The following is a 15257-nucleotide window of genomic DNA, read 5'->3' as shown; positions in this document are numbered from 1 at the left end:
GGCCAAAACTTTTGTCACCCAAAAGTTTTCTTTATGTGTATGATCGGGACATGCAACCGAAGGACAAAGACGCACTCCCCGCCAAGGGCCCCAAGGCTCAGGGCAAGGCCGTGCGTTTTTTGACTCGCACCGACTACGAGTACCACTTCTTTGCAGCACTTGGGCTAACCGCCCGCCGTCGCTGGACACGGGAGCTGCGTCGCATGGTCGAGATCAATAAAGAATTGTTTCTTTCCGAGGAAGAGCTCCTGCAACGCGCACACGGTTTTAGGAATCGTGCGGCCTCCCACCCGAATGGCGAATTTTTTAAACAGCAGCAAGACCAGACAGGCGACAGCATCGCCGTGCTGTCCTCTTTGATCGCCGCCGCTTTTGATCGCGTGGCTTCGTTGCTGCTAATGCAGCCACCACCCCCCCCTGGGCTGCCCAGGGCTACCCCTGGCATCTGCCTAACCCCTCGCCTCCTCGCTCAAGTCCCCGCCGCCACGCTGGTGGGCAGGTGAGCTACTGAGGCCGCGCCGCCTCTCCCCGCCAGCATTAGCCAAGCGGCCTCGACTTCTTCGGAGTCGAGGAAATGGAATTTCAAAACTTTGATGCTGTCACCGGCAGCTACTTGCCGCCCGTCCTGGGCGTTACCGAACTCTCTGTGCTTTTGCATAAAAGCCCTGGAGTCATTCTTGCAGACCGCGTCCGCGCACCGCACCGCCTGCCCCCATGTTGCACGCCACCGGGCACGCGCCAGCCGCTTTGGATACTGCAAGATGTTCTTGACTGGCTTCGTCAGTTTCAAAAACAGCCCGCACCTGCGCCGGTCAAAAAGCGCCAAGGCCGCCCCACCAAGCGAGAACAGCTTGAGCGCCAGCAGGCCAAGGAGGCCGCAGCAGCCCAGCAGGCCCAAGGCAAAGGGGGTGCAGCATGACCACCGCCCCCAGCATTTTCACGCGCAAAACCGATAGCTTTGAGTCGCAAGAGCTCCAGCAAACGGCAGCACTCATTTTCTATGAGGCGCTAGCAAAAGGGGAGCAACTGACCCTTGCGGATGCTCTAAAAAAAGCACGTTCAAACGTGCGCAACTTTATGCGCAATTGCAGCCGCCTTAGCGAGGAGGCCCAGGCCTTCGACCTCGTTGCAGATGACGAATCAGCCAGGCCACAGCCCATCGTGGGCAAACGCCAGCGCCAGCGAGAACTTACAGAAAGTGTAGCGAAAGCGCTGGGCAAATCAACGCGCCACGCGCGGCGCGTGATCGCCGCGCAAAAGAAAAAAGCCACCGGCCAGGGTGACTTTTTCGGGGGGGAAGCGGCATGAGCGAAGCAAATATTGAGATTAAAAATTATGCCAGCAGCAGTCATTTTACCATCATCAAAAACGCATTGCTGCGTAATAAAAATTTGAGCTGGAAAGCAACAGGCCTACTTTGTTACATGCTGAGTATGGCGGACGGCTGGAGTTTCAATTTAAAACATTTATCACATCAGAAAACAGATGGTGAAAGAAGCACTCGCGCAGGTCTTCAGGAACTTGAAAATTCAGGCTATTTATATATTGAAAAAGAGAGAGGCGACCACGGAGAATTTGTTAAAACAATATGGCATATAACAGATGATCCGGAAAATGCTTCATGGGCAAAGGCAAAGGCAAAGTCAAAAATTGTAGCGCCAGCGCCAACAAAAACAAGGCCTGCAGCAGATACAAAAAAACCCATCCCGCCTGATTTTAAACCAGGGGATTCCGCAATAAATCTCGCTAAAGATTATGGCTTAAATATAAATCAAGAAATTACAAAATTTATTGATTATTACACAGGAGTAGGCAGCCAATATAAAGATTGGCAATCAATTTTTAAATCATGGCTGCATAAAGCAAATGATTTTAAAGCCAAAACGCAAAGAGTAACTAAGGCATCAAGTTTTAACAAAAACAACGGCGCTGCAAAAGCAATTTTCGGAGACATAGACTTATGAAAATGCACAACATTTCAAATTTCACAGCTCAAGAAATCAAGGCCACCGCACAGCAAAAACTTGAGGTTTCAGCCAGGACAAGAAAATTATTTATGATTTTTCATGCAAGTTACGGCTCTTTATTTACAAGTAAATTCAGCACAGGCGAATTAAATTCCGAGGGAAGCGATAAAGGGATGCGTGCAGCATTATTGGTTTGGGATCGCAGCTTAAATAATTATGAGGATGATGTTATAGAAAAAGCAACCAAGAAAATTCAGCTTGAAAATTTAAATTATCCGCCAAATTTAGGCCATTTTATAAAAAAATGTGAAGAATTAAAAATTCAAAAAGCAAATGATGATAAAGCAATTAAAAATCCGCAGATCATTAAAATGATCGCCTGCGCCGCACCAAAAATAACAAGTCGCGGTGATGGCTTGGACAATTGGCGAATAAAACTCGCACGGTTCTATTTAGGCCACAAAACAAGAGCTGACGACATCCGGTGCGCTATAAAAATGATAGGAGAAAAAGAGGCTTCGGCCATAAAAAAACAGTTCTCCGCCGCACAGGCATAACCAGCACCAACACCAGCACCAACACCAGCACCAACACCAGCACCAGCACCAAAGCCAGCACCACGCTGGCTTTTTTTTCGCGCCAAAAAACGCTACTCAAACAATAGCATCATTGCTAATACCTGCAATACTTTGGAGTCAATTCACCACAATGCTGTTTTGCAGTCCTGGATTTTGCAGACCTGGAAAACAGCAGCCTAAGAAATAACAAAGAAAAGAAATAACAAAACATCTCTTCGCAAGGGTTACGCGCACGCGCCCACGAGAGAAAGATCACGAAAGCCACCAAAACAGCCGCCACGCGGTTTTAAGAGCCACGCCCAGGGGTAGCCATCCCCCCAGCCCTTAAAACGCGCTGGGGGGCGGTTTTAACGCCCAGCCCGGCACCGCTGCGCCCGATGGCCCGCTACGACCATGGACAACCTGCCAGCACCCAGGGCAAGCCTGGGCACTGCCGCGCAAGCGCGGTACGCAGGTCTGCCCACCGCCTTCGCTGCAAAACATCCCAGGCTCGTCCGTGGACAACGCTGCGCGTTGCCCACCGCCAGCGCCTGCTACCAATTTTTAAAAAATTCCTCTTTGGGACAGCCAAACAGCCGCCGTACCCGCCGCGCCTAGGGCGCTCCCGGACTGCGGGGGCTGCGCCCCCCAGACCCCCAGGGCTGCGCCCCCTGTGGCCTCCCGGCCACGGGCCCCGGCTGTTATGCCAACTAGCAGAAGGCAAGGCGAAGCCGTCAGAACGCCACCATCACCACCATCACCATCACCACCATCACCACCACCACCACCATCACCACCACCATCACCACCACCATCACCACCATCACCACCATCACCACCGCCGCCGCCTGGTGCCCTCCCCTTCAATGTCCAGCCGCATGCAGGGGCCCACGCGCCGAAGGTGCGCAGGGGGCGCAGCCCAGAGGGGGGCCGGGGGGCGGCACGCCCCGCCGTCGAGGAGCGCCCTAGGCGCGGCCTGTAAGGCTTTGCACTAATACATATCCGATAGCGCTATTGCATATCCGATAGCGCTATTGCATATCCGATTCGGATATCTACAACCGACTCCCATGCCCACGGCATCGCCACCCCCACGCCCAGCACACCGCTGGGTTTTTTTATGTCCGCGAAACGCAGAAGGAGGGGGAGCGGCATTTTTCGCCGTGAGAAAGGAAACCAAAGTGGCAAAGCAAGAAGCACGCGAAATTGGCTGGATTTTGAAATGGGCCTTAATTCTCGGTTTCATGGGCGCGATCATCGGCCCCATTATCTTTATTCAAAATCACCTGCATTGGAAAATCGCCGGTTTTGATTATTACATATTCTTTTTTAAAGAGCTATTTGCAAACCCAGAATACGCAGAAGGCCTTAAAAGCTTTTATTTAAGCTCAATTTTCGGTTTTTTGGTTGGCAGTTTTGGCCCATTTGTTTTGATTTTCAAGAAATAAGGAGTATTCAAAATGATTAATTTCTTTTTATTTGCAATTTCTGCAATTATTTGTGCTGGTGCGTGGTTCATTTCCCGAGGCCGTTTTGGCCGTTTTGGCGTGTACCTTGGCCGGTTTTTTATCGCGGGTGCCTTAGTGGGCGCGAGTTCTGCATTTACGGGAAAAGAAGAATTTGTAATTAATACATTTATTGGCAATTCATTATTAGGTTTTATTTTTATTAATATCGGCACGATTATTTATCATCGGTTTTCAACCATTTTAGAAGGCGTATTTAGTTTTTTCAGTAATGGTGAATCAGAAAACGATAACGGTCATTTACGCGGGGCGCGTTTGGTAACTGGTAAACAATTACAAAAAATTCTCAAAAAAGAAGAAGGTGATTTGACAATAGGCAGTCAAAAAATCCCCGAGCGTTTAGAAGCCCTGCATTTTCTAATTGCTGGCTCCACAGGGGTAGGCAAATCGGTGGCGATTTGCGAGGTTTTAGACGGCATTGCAGCGCGTGGTGATCGTGTTTTTCTTTCCGATGCTGGAGGCAACTTCTTAAAAGCCTACTACAACGAAGAGCGCCACGATTTAATCTTGAATCCCTTGGATTCTCGCGCTATTAATTGGTCACCTTTGGCCGAAATTAAATCGGTTTGGGACGTTGATCAAATCGCTAAATCTATTATCCCGGACGCGGAGGGGTCGAGCGCAGAATGGAACGGATATGCACAAACAATTGTTTCTGCGATTTTAAAACACTGCTGGCAAAACAATTTGACCAATGCCGATATTTTCAAATTGGCAACCGTTGCAGATATTAAGGAGTTACGCGAGATTTTCGCGGGCACTCCTGCGCAGCCGTTTGCCGAAGAGGGTAACGAGCGGATGTTTGGCAGTGTTCGCGCCATCGTCGGGCGTTATATCAGCCCCTTCCAATACCTGGAGGCAGCCGCAGGGGTAGAGAATGGTTTCTCTCTAAAAGATATTGTTTCGTCTGACAAAGCCAAGGGCTGGCTATTTTTCAACTTTCGCGACGATCAATTAGAAACATTAAAGCCAATTATCGCGGCCATGGCCGACATTATCAGCAAAACCATTTTGTCAATGGAAGAATCAAAAACTCGCAAATTCTGGATGATCATTGACGAATTCGCCAGCCTGGGCCGTATTGGCTCAATTCTCGATTTTCTAACGAAAGCCCGTAAAAACGGGGGCCGTGCAATTCTTGGCCTTCAAACCGTTTCCCAATTAGAAATTCCTTATACACGCGCAGAAGCCCACACCATTTTGGCTAACTGCTCCAGCCAGGTCGTTTTCCGCGTCCCAGATCCGGAAACTTCGGACGTTATGAGCCGATTACTCGGGGAGGCGCAGATTAGCCGCATCGTCGCAAGTGGCGGGGAAAGCGAAAACAAATCCTTTCAGCAAGTTTTCGGCTCAAAATCCAAAAACGAGAATTGGCAGCAGCAGATTACCAATGATCGCATTGTCTTGCCAGGTGAACTACAGAATCTGGAAACCTTACATGGCTTTCTGAATTTCGCCGGTTCTATTCCTGCTGCCCCGATTTTGCTGGAGCCAGTGAACCGCCCCCAAACCGCCACCACTTTTGAGCAAGCCACCCGGGAGGCAATCAAAATCAAACCAGCTATTCAAGTGATGGCAGAAACAAAACAGGCCGAGGTTAATAACATTTCTGATAGCGATTTGCCACCGGGTATGGAAGGAGATTTCTAAATGTTCGACCCCTGGGAATATATTCTTTCCTGGGGTTGTATTTTAAAAACAGTTTCCTCAGCAAAAAGCCCGCACCCTACCCACCAGGGGTGAGGGGTGCATAACCGCCGCGCCCAATAGCCATGCGGGTTTCCGGGTGGCACAGGCGGGCCACGGCCAGACCACAAAAACGGCCTAAAACGGCCAAAACCCAACAGCCATGCGGGTTTCCGCGTGACACGGAAGGAATCAAAAAAATGATTAAAACCGAATATCTAAAATTTCGCGCAACCCAAGAAGAAGCCCGCGAAATCGACCGCATCTGTAAAACCCTGGGGCTATCGCGTAGCGATTATTTACGCGCTGTAGCGTTCGGAGCGCCTGCCCCTGTGGGTACCCCTAGCCCAACCGCTGAAACCGCGCCAGCGCCCGATTTATCCATTCTCCAGGCTGATATTGCAGCGCTGAAAACCCAGCAAGAAGAAATGAATGCCGCCCAGGCCCAGGCCGCAGAATCTTTTAACGCGCTGGTTCAGAACCTGGGCGAGTTTCTGCGCGTCCCCTCCTTTCGAGAATATCGAGCCCGGGATGCGGTCGAGGGCAGTATTCAGAAACCAGGGGAAACCGAATTAAATTTCTTAATTCGCTTGGCAAACCGTTATTATTTAATTTATAAGGTTTGGCCTGACCCAACGAATATAAATATTTTTGGAAAAATTTCCGACGAAACAAAAGCCAATTTTCCTAAAGCTCCCAGGATTTAAATTATGAACAAAATTATTTCCTTCGACGATTTAAATGCAGTTGCCCGAAAACGCGATGATTTGATATATCAGGCCCATTTATTAGATATAGAAATCCAGAGATATAAAATCAAAATGAAAGCCGAGAAAGAAGGCCGGGCAGAAAAAGTTTTAAATATCTTGCAAAAACACAAATTAACCATTGACGATTTAGAACCTATTATTAAAAAGGTTTTAAAAGAGAAAGTAAAGGATTAAATATGCTGTCTTTTAAAAGTATTAATGCCGAAGGCGGGGTTTCCAAAATCGCCGCATATTATGAAGGCTATCAGCTGGGCAAAGAAAATCCAAATGAAAAAGAAACCACTCGCCAGCATGATGAGCCAATGGGTAAATGGATTGGAAGCTATGCAGAAAAACGCGGTTTTGCTAATGAATTAGTTCATCGAGGGGAAATGCAGCGTGGCCTAAGAGGGTTTGACCCAAAAACAGGTCAGGCACTTTCTAATAACGCCGGGGACGAACGACATAAACCGGGCTATGATTTAACTTTTAGCGCTCCAAAATCGGTTTCTATCGCATGGGCCAGCGCACCGCCGGAATTGCAAAAACAGATTAGCGCCGCCCACCAAAAGGCCATTGAATCAGCTCTTAAATATGCCGAGCAATCCGGCGCATTTGTTCAGCGGGAAGGCCACGCAGGAGAATTTAAAGTCGCCCACGGAGAAATTGCTGCAGCCACTTTTGAGCACAGTTCTAATAGGGCAGGTGAACCGCATTTGCACACCCATGCAGTTGTTTTAAATGTCTCAGATAATGGCAAACGGGTAGATTTCCGGGCCGCCCACACCCACGCAATTGGAACAGCTTATCGCGTGGAAATGGCGCGAGAGCTGGAGAAAATGGGGTTTTCAATTGAGCAAGACGGGAAATCTTTCCGCATCGAGGGTTTTTCAAAAGATTTAGAAAAAGAGTTATCCACTCGTTCAGCCCAAATTGCCGAACGCGAAGCAAAAACCGGGATGAAATCGGAAAAAGCCCGAGATATTCACCAAGTCGAAACCCGCGATAAAAAAACAGAAAAACCACGCGAAGAGGCTTTTAATTTGGCTAAGGAAACGGCTACAAAACACAATTTCAAAACCGAAGACCTTTTGAACCGCCAGCCTGCAGAAAAAGAAATCCAGCCCTTAACCGCCACCGCCTTTGACCAGGCCAGCACGCTAACTCAAACACAGCTACACCGCGCAGCGTTTGAACGTGCGCAAATCACCGGGCAGGATATTGGCAGCGCTTTGCAAGAGCTGCGCGAGCTGGAGAACTCGGGCGAGCTGGTCAAACTCTACGACCAGGAGGGAGGAGAACGCTGGACTTCGCGCGAAATGCTGGAAATCGAAAAAGACTTGCACAGCTACGCTTTTAAAGAATCCAGGGGGCCAAGCCAGGCCCACGCCGCCGACGTGGAATCAATTATTGAGAAAAAAGAATTATCAACCCAGCAGGCAAATTGTTTAAAAACGATTACCGACAGCAAAAACAATTTTGCCGTGGTTGAAGGTGTAGCCGGGGCTGGCAAGTCCTACATGCTAGGCGCAGCCCGCGAGGCCTGGGAGGCTGGCGGTAGTCAAGTTTTTGGCTGCGCTCCCTCGGGCAAAGCCGCCGCCGGGCTTGCCGAGGGCAGCGGCATTGCCAGCGACACCATTCACAGCACCATTAACAAAATCGACAAAGGCGAGCTGCAATTAAATGAAAAGTCCGTTTTGGTCGTGGACGAGGCGGGCATGACAGGCAGCCGCCTGATGGCCAAGCTAACCGATCGAGCCCAGGCCGCCGGGGCCAAGGTGGTACTGGTGGGCGATACCCGGCAGCTCCAGCCTATTGACGCAGGTGGCGCGATGCGATCAATGGGGGCAGCCAGCGCCGCCACCGCCAAAATCGACGAAATCCGGCGGCAGCACGCCGCCCCCGACCGTGAGATGGTTCACGCCCTCAAGGATGGCCAGGCAGGCCGGGCAATCGAAATAATGGAAAAGCAAGGGTATTTAAGGGAACACGCCGACCCCGAGAAGCTGCGCCAGGCCATGGCGGGCGAGGTGGTCAAAGATTTGGCCGAGGGCAAAACAAGTATTGCCCTTGCTGGCCGACGGGCAGATGTTGCGGCTATCAATAACGCCGCGCGGGAGATGGCGCGAGAAAAGGGGCTTTTGAAGGGGGAAGACCACACATTCAAAACAAAAACCAGCAAAGAGGCCACAGAAAAAACTAAAAATTTCGCCGTGGGTGATCGGGTAATTACCCTAAAAAATGATCGTTCTCTCGATTTGAAAAACGGCCAAACGTGGCAGGTCACAGCCGCCGCCGAAGGCCGCCTGACCCTTCGCCAGGACGAAACCGGGCGGGAGGTCAAGATTACCGAAAAGCAGTACCAGGCGATCGACCACGCCTATGGCGCGACCGTCCACAAAAGCCAGGGCGTAACTGTTGATCGTGCTCACATAGCGCACGATTCCGCAATGACCGACCGCAGCTTGGCCTACGTGGGGGCATCGCGCCACCGCGAAAGCATGAGCTACCACCACACCCAGGCCCAGCGCGACGAGCTGAAATCCGAAATGAGTCGCAACCGGGACAAGGACAGCTCAACAGACTATCAGCAGGCTGATGCAGGGCCAGGCAACGACCGGGAGAGCCGGGACAGCGCCGAGCAGATCGAGCGTGACGCAAAGAGCGCCGCCGAGGAGCTGAAGGCCGCAAAGGCCGAGTACGACCACGCCCAGCGCTTTGGCGATGAGGGCCAAATCGACCGCGCCAGCGAGAGGCTGGAGGCCGCGCACCTGGTAGCCGAAGCCGTGGAAAACCGCCGCGACCGGCTTGCAGACCAGCAACAGGGCAAACCCGCTACCCAAGAACTCCAAAAAGAGCCAGCCCCCGCCACCGCTCAAGAGAGCTGGGAGAGGTTCGCGGAACGCCAAGAAGCCCAGGCCAAGGCCTACGGCCAGGAGCAGCGCCGGGCACTTGAGGCCCGCCACCCCGACCCGCTGAAGGCCTTGGGCCAGGGCATCCGCGAACAGCTTGGGCCACGTTTCCAGGATCGCGCACAAGAGCAAAAACCAGACCGCCGCAGCCACACAGAACGCACGAAAGACGCACAGCTTGCCAGGTCAGCCCTCGACACCAAGGGCAAAATGCCCACGCCCGCCAAGATTGCCAAGGACATCGAAAAAGGCAAGGCCAGCTACAAATTCGATAGCCAGGGGGAGCGCTACTTGCAATACAAGGACGGGCGCACCTATCACCAGGGCTTACACGGCGCAGGCCCCCGCCAGGTGCAGCTACGCCAGGCCAAAACCCTGGGCATGACGACCAAAACCGCGACCCTGGTGCAACGTGATGTAAAGGTTTTGGGGTTCAAAGTTGGCCAAAAAACCGAGGTGCTCATCAGCCGCGAAACCACCGGCCAGCGCATGGCGGGCCGGGATCGGGACGAGCTGCGCCAGCGCATGAACAGCAAGGAAACCGGCAGCGCCGCCAAGGCCTGGGCCAAGGCCCAGGACAACATTTATAAAAGCTTCAACGCCGAAGGCTTCCGCAAGGCCACCACGCAGGAGGCGATCAGGGCGAAGCTGGGAGCCGCCCATGAGGCCGCCCAGCTTCGAGAGGCCACACGTGCAGCCCTTGAGGGCAAGGCCAGTCAAGGGGCCACAGCAGCCCCCACGCCAACGCCGACCCCCACGCCCGCACCAGCACCAGCACCAACCCCCAGCAAGGGCAGAGAAATGGAAATGTGACATCGTAAAATAATACTTGCACATTTCATAAAACTGCATTAGTAAATCACAAGATAGCACCAAAACACGCTTAACAGCCTGTTTTAGTGCTATATTTTTTTGTGTTTATCACAAACTCATAAATAAATCCATTCTTATTTAACGATGATTAAGACCGCACCATGTCCGCGAAATGCTGAAGGAGGTCAGCGGCACTTTTCGCCGTTCAGTAACTTTTTTAAAGGGTCATCATGGAAAAACTTATGAGCGCATTGGCAAAAGTCACTTTAGGCGGGGCATTAACTTTTTTCTTTTTTTATTCAGTGGTCATTACTTTGGCGTTAATTGTGTTTATTAGCCGATCAAATGACACGCCCGAGCAGGTGGAGCATGTGCAGCAAATTAATAAATTAATTGATTCGCAGGGGGTTAAATGAAGATTCTCGGGCGATGCCTTCGGCCCGGGCTCTGGCCCTGCGGGTCGAACCCCCTGCGGGGTTTCGAGCGGCGAAGCCGCCTAACGATCCCTATCGCAAACAGCCGCCAGACTCTTCGAGACTGGCAAACATCCAGGGCCAGCCCCCAAGGGGGCACGCCCTCGGACAGCCAAACAGCCAATTTTTCAACCGCTTAGGAACAAAAAATATCATGAATCTCGTTAATAAAAAACTTGAAGAATCTCTAATTGGCGTGGGTTTTTATTTTTGGAAAACTGATAACGATTGGTATTATTTTTCATTTCACGATTTCCCAGACGAAGTATTATTTCCCAGCCGCGATCACGCCATTGAAGCCGCCGCCGCCCAAGCCGGGAAATTACTAGAGGATGCGGGAATTTATGAAATTTATAAATGGAACTCTCTTAATTTAAAAGATAAAACAACAATGCTGCGCCTTCACGCCCACCAATTCACCAGCAACTAAAAAAGGAGTAATAAAAATGGGACTTTTTGGAAAAATAGCAACTCTCGCCTCTATTGGCCTTCCTGCCAAAGCCGCCAAAAACGCAATTGCTGGCCGTGCCGCCAGCGCAGCCAGTAAGACCACTGGGGCCCCCAGCGGGGGCACCCCTCCCCCTCCCCCTCCTCCTGGTGCTGCTGGTGCTGGTGGGAGCGCCGCCAGCAGAGCGAAGACCATGACGACGGGGGGCACCGGCGGTTTTCAATCACCACCACCACCGCCACCACCAAAAGCAGGTCAAAACGTTTACGCAGTGGGCCGCGACTCTAAAAAAACCAAACCCGAGCCCGTGCGCAACGCTTGGAGAGAGGGCGGTAAGAAGTGATGCCTGTCGCCTTTGAGCTTTTGCCCGGCGTGACCGCCGTTGAGCTGGCCCGCCGCCGGTTCCTTGGGCGGGTGCTGCTGGCCCGGCGCACCCCGGCCAGCGTCAGCGGGTTCGAATGCTGTGGGGTCGATATGGCCGTTTTGCACGGCTGGCCCCTCTGGCTACCAGGCCTGAGCTGGCAGGCCATCGCCCAGGGGCTCCAACCGCGCGATCTTGATGTACCAGACCCTGGGGGCGATGGCGTATGCCAAACGCGGCAGATCGTCAAGACCGGGGCTGCGTACCGCCTGCAGCGCTGGATCACGTATTGCCATCTGCTCCACCCCCTCGGCCAGGTTCTGGAGGTGCCCCAGCCAGGCCAGCGGCTGGTTTTTGATGCGTCGTTTTGCCGCGTGGTAGCGGGCGAGGTCGAGATTACCAGGGGCCCCGACAAGTTGTCCGGCAGACATTGCCCGCACCTGTGGCTGCACTAGTTGGGCCCTACTCGGTAAAAACTTCGGGTATTCGGATTTAGCGGTTGATTCTGGCCGCCCGGAAGGCTGACAGAACAATCGCTTTCTTCGGATTCCCTGGTTGATGAAAAATATTTAGTTTTATACACACAAAATGCTTGACACCTAGTTTTGTGTGTATATAATTAAGTCCATGGATAGCACATCGCTACCAACCGCGCCTCGGGGATAACAGGGGCTGGAGAAGAAAATGAGCAAGTCCTACGAAATCGGCTTCAACCATGGAAACAACTACGGCAGCACAAATAACTACAAGCCAGCCAATCGCAAGGCTGGTGGTCAGAGCCGTCGAGATTACGACGAAGGGTTCAGCGCCGGAATGGCTACTCACCATGAATCGACTAGACTGGAGCGCGAACAGCTTGCGTGGCTGAATAAGCCGAAAGCTACGCGTGGCCCGCGCCCTGAATAACAAATCGCCCCCGAAAGGGGCTTTTTTTTTATCGAGGATTACATGGCAAATCACCCTAATCGTGGCTGGCGTTCTCGCTGGTCCATCGACATTGAATCCGCAACAGCTACTCACTGTGATGGCTGGGTATTCAAGTTCTCTCCCGTTGATGGCGAGCCGGGCGCATTCGATGGCGAGTGTATCGAGCAGCCATCTCCACTGTTGCCGGTGCACATATTGCAAGCGGCGCGTGTCGCCCGTGAAGCCGGCGACATCTATATCGAGGCTCGCAATGCCAGACACTAAACAGCCCCCGGAGAAGCGCCCCGTTGGCCGCCCGGCCGATGTCGGCGGCAAGCGCGTTCAGGTCTATCTGGATGCCGAAAGTCTTGCCATCGCGGCAAAGCTGGGCAACGGCAACGTCAGTGACGGCATCCGAAAGGCACTAAAACAAGCCGCCGAACGATGACGCCCAGCACGTTGCTGCATCCATTGGCCTAGCCCAGCTTCTGCGCCAGATCCGCCGCCCTCAAGTGGGTGTAGCGCTTGAGCATCTGCAGCGTTTTGTGCCCGGTGATTGCGGCCACTTCCACGCCCTCGAAAACCCCTTTTTCAAATAGGCGCGAGGTTGCCTCATGGCGTAGGTCATGGAATCGCAAATCCTCGATTTCCGCTTTTTTACAAAGCCGCGCCCATGGCTTGTTAAAGCTATCGGAACCGGCCCACCAATAAAAAACGCGCCCGTCAATGCTCAGGGGTAGCGCCTGCAGCTCCTGCAGGACGACCAGGGCAGCGCTGGAGAGGGGAACAGCCCTCACATCGTCCCCGTTCTTCGTCCCACGCCCACCAACGCCACGCAGCAGGGCCACGCGCCGGGCGCTGTCCACATCGCGCCACTCCAGGGCCAGCAGCTCACCCAGCCGCGCCGCAGTTTCAAGCGCCAAGCGGATGAGCAACTCGACAGGCTTGGGCGCAGCCGCCAGCAGCTTCTCCAGCTCTCCATTCTCTAGCCGCCTGGTGCGGCTGTTTTTTTCTTTTGGCCTGGACACATTCAAAACCGGGTTCTCAAGCCCGGCAATGCCCCATTCCTGGCCGGCCAGTTTATAAATAACGGAGAGCTTGGCCAACTCCTTTTTAACCGTGCTGGGGCTGCGCCCAGCACGCAACCGCGCATCACGATGTGCGGCGACCTTGGCGGGGGTGATATGTGCCAGCGCGAGTTTTCCGAAGGCTTCCGCGAGCCGCGCCAGGATGTATTCATGGCCCACGCCCCGCAGACCCGGCAGCACATCTTTTTTGTAGCGCTCTATGCACTCAGCAAGAGTTATTTTTTCCGCGTCTCGCCTCGAAATGTAAGCCCCGCGCAGCATCTCAGCTTCAGTAATTTTTGCCCAGGCCTCGGCATCTTTTTTTGTGGTGAAGGTCTTGGAGGCAAAGCCGATCCCTTGTCTTTTCACGATTGCTTGCCACTGCAAATCGCCTCTTTTTCTGACCGTTGGCATTTTTTAGAATCCTCATTCTCGGGTGACAACGGGGTGACAATAACACATTTTTTTAAAAAAACAGCTCTATTTCAATAGGTTGCACGCTCATTCCATGGCCTTCTAAGCAATAGGTAGCTGGTTCGAGTCCAGCCAGGCGGGCCAGCCATGCAAAAGTCGGCACAGTAAAGCTTGGAAAAATTACGGGCTTTGCTCCGACTAAAAAAGCACTCAGGCACAATCGGCAGCCATGTCTGCCTGCCTGCCCTCCTCCCCCCTGCCGCCTGCTGTCCAGCCCACCTTGCTGCGCGATACCCGGGGCCGTGCGCTGCGCGATTTACGCATTAGCGTGACTGATCGCTGCAATTTTCGCTGCACTTATTGCATGCCCAAAGAGGTGTTTGGCAAAGACCACGTTTATTTGCCCCGCAGTGCTTTGCTGGACTTTGAAGAGATCACCCGACTGGCCCGGCTTTTTATTGCCCATGGCGTGGGCAAAATTCGCCTGACGGGGGGCGAGCCTTTGCTGCGCAAGGATTTAGGGCAGCTGATTGGCCAATTGGCCGCGCTGACCACTTTGGAGGGGCAGCCCTTAGAGGTCACACTCACCACCAATGGCTCGCTGCTGCAGCGCCAGGCCCGCAGCTTGAAAAATGCGGGTTTAAGCCGCCTTTCCATCAGCCTGGACAGCCTGGACGATGCCACCTTTCGGCGCATGAATGATGTGGATTTCCCGGTGGCCAAAGTGCTCGATGGCATTGCCGCTGCGCAAGCGGCCGGGTTTGAGCGCATCAAGGTGAATATGGTCGTCAAGCGCAGCACCAATGCGCACGACATCCTGCCCATGGCAGCGCATTTTCGCGGCACCGGGGTGACGCTGCGCTTTATTGAATACATGGACGTGGGGGCCACCAATGGCTGGTGCATGGACGAGGTGGTGCCCTCTGCCGAAATCATCACCCGGCTGCAAGCGCAATTCCCACTGGTACCGCTAGAGCCCTCGGCCCCAGGCGAGACCGCCCAGCGCTGGGGCTACGCCAATGCCCAGGGGCAGCACGACCCGGCCCTGGGCGAGGTGGGGGTTATCAGCAGCGTGACGCAGGCTTTTTGTGGCGGTTGCAACCGTGCCCGCCTCTCGACCGAGGGGCAGCTTTACCTGTGCTTGTTTGCCCACCAGGGCTGGGATTTGCGCAGCCTGCTGCGCAATGGCAGCAGCGATGCCGACATCAGCGCCCGCATTGCCCAGATTTGGGGCCAGCGCACCGACCGCTATTCCGAACTGCGCACCCAAGGCCTGGCTCCCGAAAACCAAGGCAATGCACCCAGCCAGCCGACCACCACGGTACAGCGCAAACGCATTGAAATGAGCTACATCGGCGGCTAATGGCGTGCCTAGCGC

18 protein-coding genes are annotated in these 15257 nt (G+C 53.2%); 17 read left to right on the top strand and 1 reads right to left on the bottom strand.

The window, feature by feature from the left end; genetic code table 11:
- Window positions 1–50: 50 nt before the first annotated feature.
- The 16 genes from J1777_RS06255 to J1777_RS06180 all read left to right on the top strand — a co-directional run bounded on the left by J1777_RS06255 (window position 51) and on the right by J1777_RS06180 (window position 12846).
- Window positions 51–503, top strand: coding sequence for a hypothetical protein (locus J1777_RS06255; RefSeq protein ID WP_207574963.1), 453 nt, complete (start codon window positions 51–53; stop codon window positions 501–503).
- 71 nt (window positions 504–574) lie between these two features.
- The gene (locus tag J1777_RS06250; RefSeq protein WP_207574962.1) at window positions 575–919 is read left to right on the top strand and encodes a DNA-binding protein; all 345 of its coding nucleotides are present in this window, start codon (window positions 575–577) and stop codon (window positions 917–919) included.
- Window positions 916–1308 carry a hypothetical protein gene (locus J1777_RS06245; protein WP_207574961.1) on the top strand — a complete coding sequence of 131 codons (393 nt, stop codon included), beginning with the start codon at window positions 916–918 and terminating at the stop codon, window positions 1306–1308. The genes J1777_RS06250 and J1777_RS06245 overlap by 4 nt, the downstream gene beginning before the upstream one ends.
- Window positions 1305–1964 (top strand): hypothetical protein, encoded by a 660-nt coding sequence (locus J1777_RS06240; protein ID WP_207574960.1) that lies wholly within the window; start codon window positions 1305–1307, stop codon window positions 1962–1964. Before J1777_RS06245 ends, J1777_RS06240 begins: the two co-directional genes overlap by 4 nt.
- Complete coding sequence (locus tag J1777_RS06235) at window positions 1961–2524, top strand: replicative helicase loader/inhibitor (RefSeq protein ID WP_207574959.1); 564 nt, start codon at window positions 1961–1963, stop codon at window positions 2522–2524. Before J1777_RS06240 ends, J1777_RS06235 begins: the two co-directional genes overlap by 4 nt.
- 1070 nt (window positions 2525–3594) lie before the next feature.
- Window positions 3595–3972: a hypothetical protein gene (locus tag J1777_RS06230; RefSeq protein ID WP_207574958.1), complete on the top strand. Its 378-nt coding sequence runs from the start codon at window positions 3595–3597 to the stop codon at window positions 3970–3972.
- A 12-nt stretch (window positions 3973–3984) separates the two neighbouring features.
- The gene (locus J1777_RS06225) at window positions 3985–5700 is read left to right on the top strand and encodes a type IV secretion system DNA-binding domain-containing protein (protein WP_207574957.1); all 1716 of its coding nucleotides are present in this window, start codon (window positions 3985–3987) and stop codon (window positions 5698–5700) included.
- A gap of 236 nt (window positions 5701–5936) precedes the next feature.
- Window positions 5937–6443, top strand: a complete 507-nt coding sequence (locus J1777_RS06220; protein WP_207574956.1) for a plasmid mobilization protein — start codon at window positions 5937–5939, stop codon at window positions 6441–6443.
- 3 nt (window positions 6444–6446) lie between these two features.
- Window positions 6447–6680, top strand: a complete 234-nt coding sequence (locus tag J1777_RS06215) for a hypothetical protein (protein WP_207574955.1) — start codon at window positions 6447–6449, stop codon at window positions 6678–6680.
- A 2-nt stretch (window positions 6681–6682) separates the two neighbouring features.
- Window positions 6683–10210 (top strand): MobF family relaxase, encoded by a 3528-nt coding sequence (gene mobF, locus J1777_RS06210; protein WP_242700421.1) that lies wholly within the window; start codon window positions 6683–6685, stop codon window positions 10208–10210.
- Between the two features lie 242 nt (window positions 10211–10452).
- Window positions 10453–10626 carry a hypothetical protein gene (locus J1777_RS06205; protein WP_207574953.1) on the top strand — a complete coding sequence of 58 codons (174 nt, stop codon included), beginning with the start codon at window positions 10453–10455 and terminating at the stop codon, window positions 10624–10626.
- A gap of 13 nt (window positions 10627–10639) precedes the next feature.
- Window positions 10640–11113 (top strand): hypothetical protein, encoded by a 474-nt coding sequence (locus J1777_RS06200; RefSeq protein ID WP_207574952.1) that lies wholly within the window; start codon window positions 10640–10642, stop codon window positions 11111–11113.
- Between the two features lie 360 nt (window positions 11114–11473).
- Window positions 11474–11947, top strand: coding sequence for a hypothetical protein (locus tag J1777_RS06195; protein ID WP_207574951.1), 474 nt, complete (start codon window positions 11474–11476; stop codon window positions 11945–11947).
- Between the two features lie 229 nt (window positions 11948–12176).
- The gene (locus J1777_RS06190) at window positions 12177–12398 is read left to right on the top strand and encodes a hypothetical protein (protein ID WP_207574950.1); all 222 of its coding nucleotides are present in this window, start codon (window positions 12177–12179) and stop codon (window positions 12396–12398) included.
- A gap of 42 nt (window positions 12399–12440) precedes the next feature.
- Window positions 12441–12683, top strand: coding sequence for a hypothetical protein (locus J1777_RS06185; protein WP_207574949.1), 243 nt, complete (start codon window positions 12441–12443; stop codon window positions 12681–12683).
- Entirely contained in the window at window positions 12670–12846 is a 177-nt protein-coding gene (locus tag J1777_RS06180; RefSeq protein ID WP_207574948.1) for a hypothetical protein, read from the top strand. Before J1777_RS06185 ends, J1777_RS06180 begins: the two co-directional genes overlap by 14 nt.
- Before the next feature lie 28 nt (window positions 12847–12874).
- On the opposite strand, the gene J1777_RS06175 is transcribed toward J1777_RS06180, so the two are convergent.
- Window positions 12875–13879, bottom strand: a complete 1005-nt coding sequence (locus J1777_RS06175; protein ID WP_207574947.1) for a site-specific integrase — start codon at window positions 13877–13879, stop codon at window positions 12875–12877.
- 229 nt (window positions 13880–14108) lie between these two features.
- Between J1777_RS06175 and moaA the strand changes: the two genes are divergently transcribed.
- Entirely contained in the window at window positions 14109–15242 is a 1134-nt protein-coding gene (gene moaA, locus J1777_RS06170) for a GTP 3',8-cyclase MoaA (protein WP_207574946.1), read from the top strand.
- Window positions 15243–15257: the final 15 nt, after the last annotated feature.

Origin of the sequence: Comamonas denitrificans, assembly GCF_017368815.1 — a bacterium.
GTDB lineage: Bacteria > Pseudomonadota > Gammaproteobacteria > Burkholderiales > Burkholderiaceae_C > Comamonas > Comamonas denitrificans.
The sequence above is the reverse complement of the archived record's forward strand: the minus strand, read 5'-3'. Positions and strand labels throughout refer to the sequence as shown.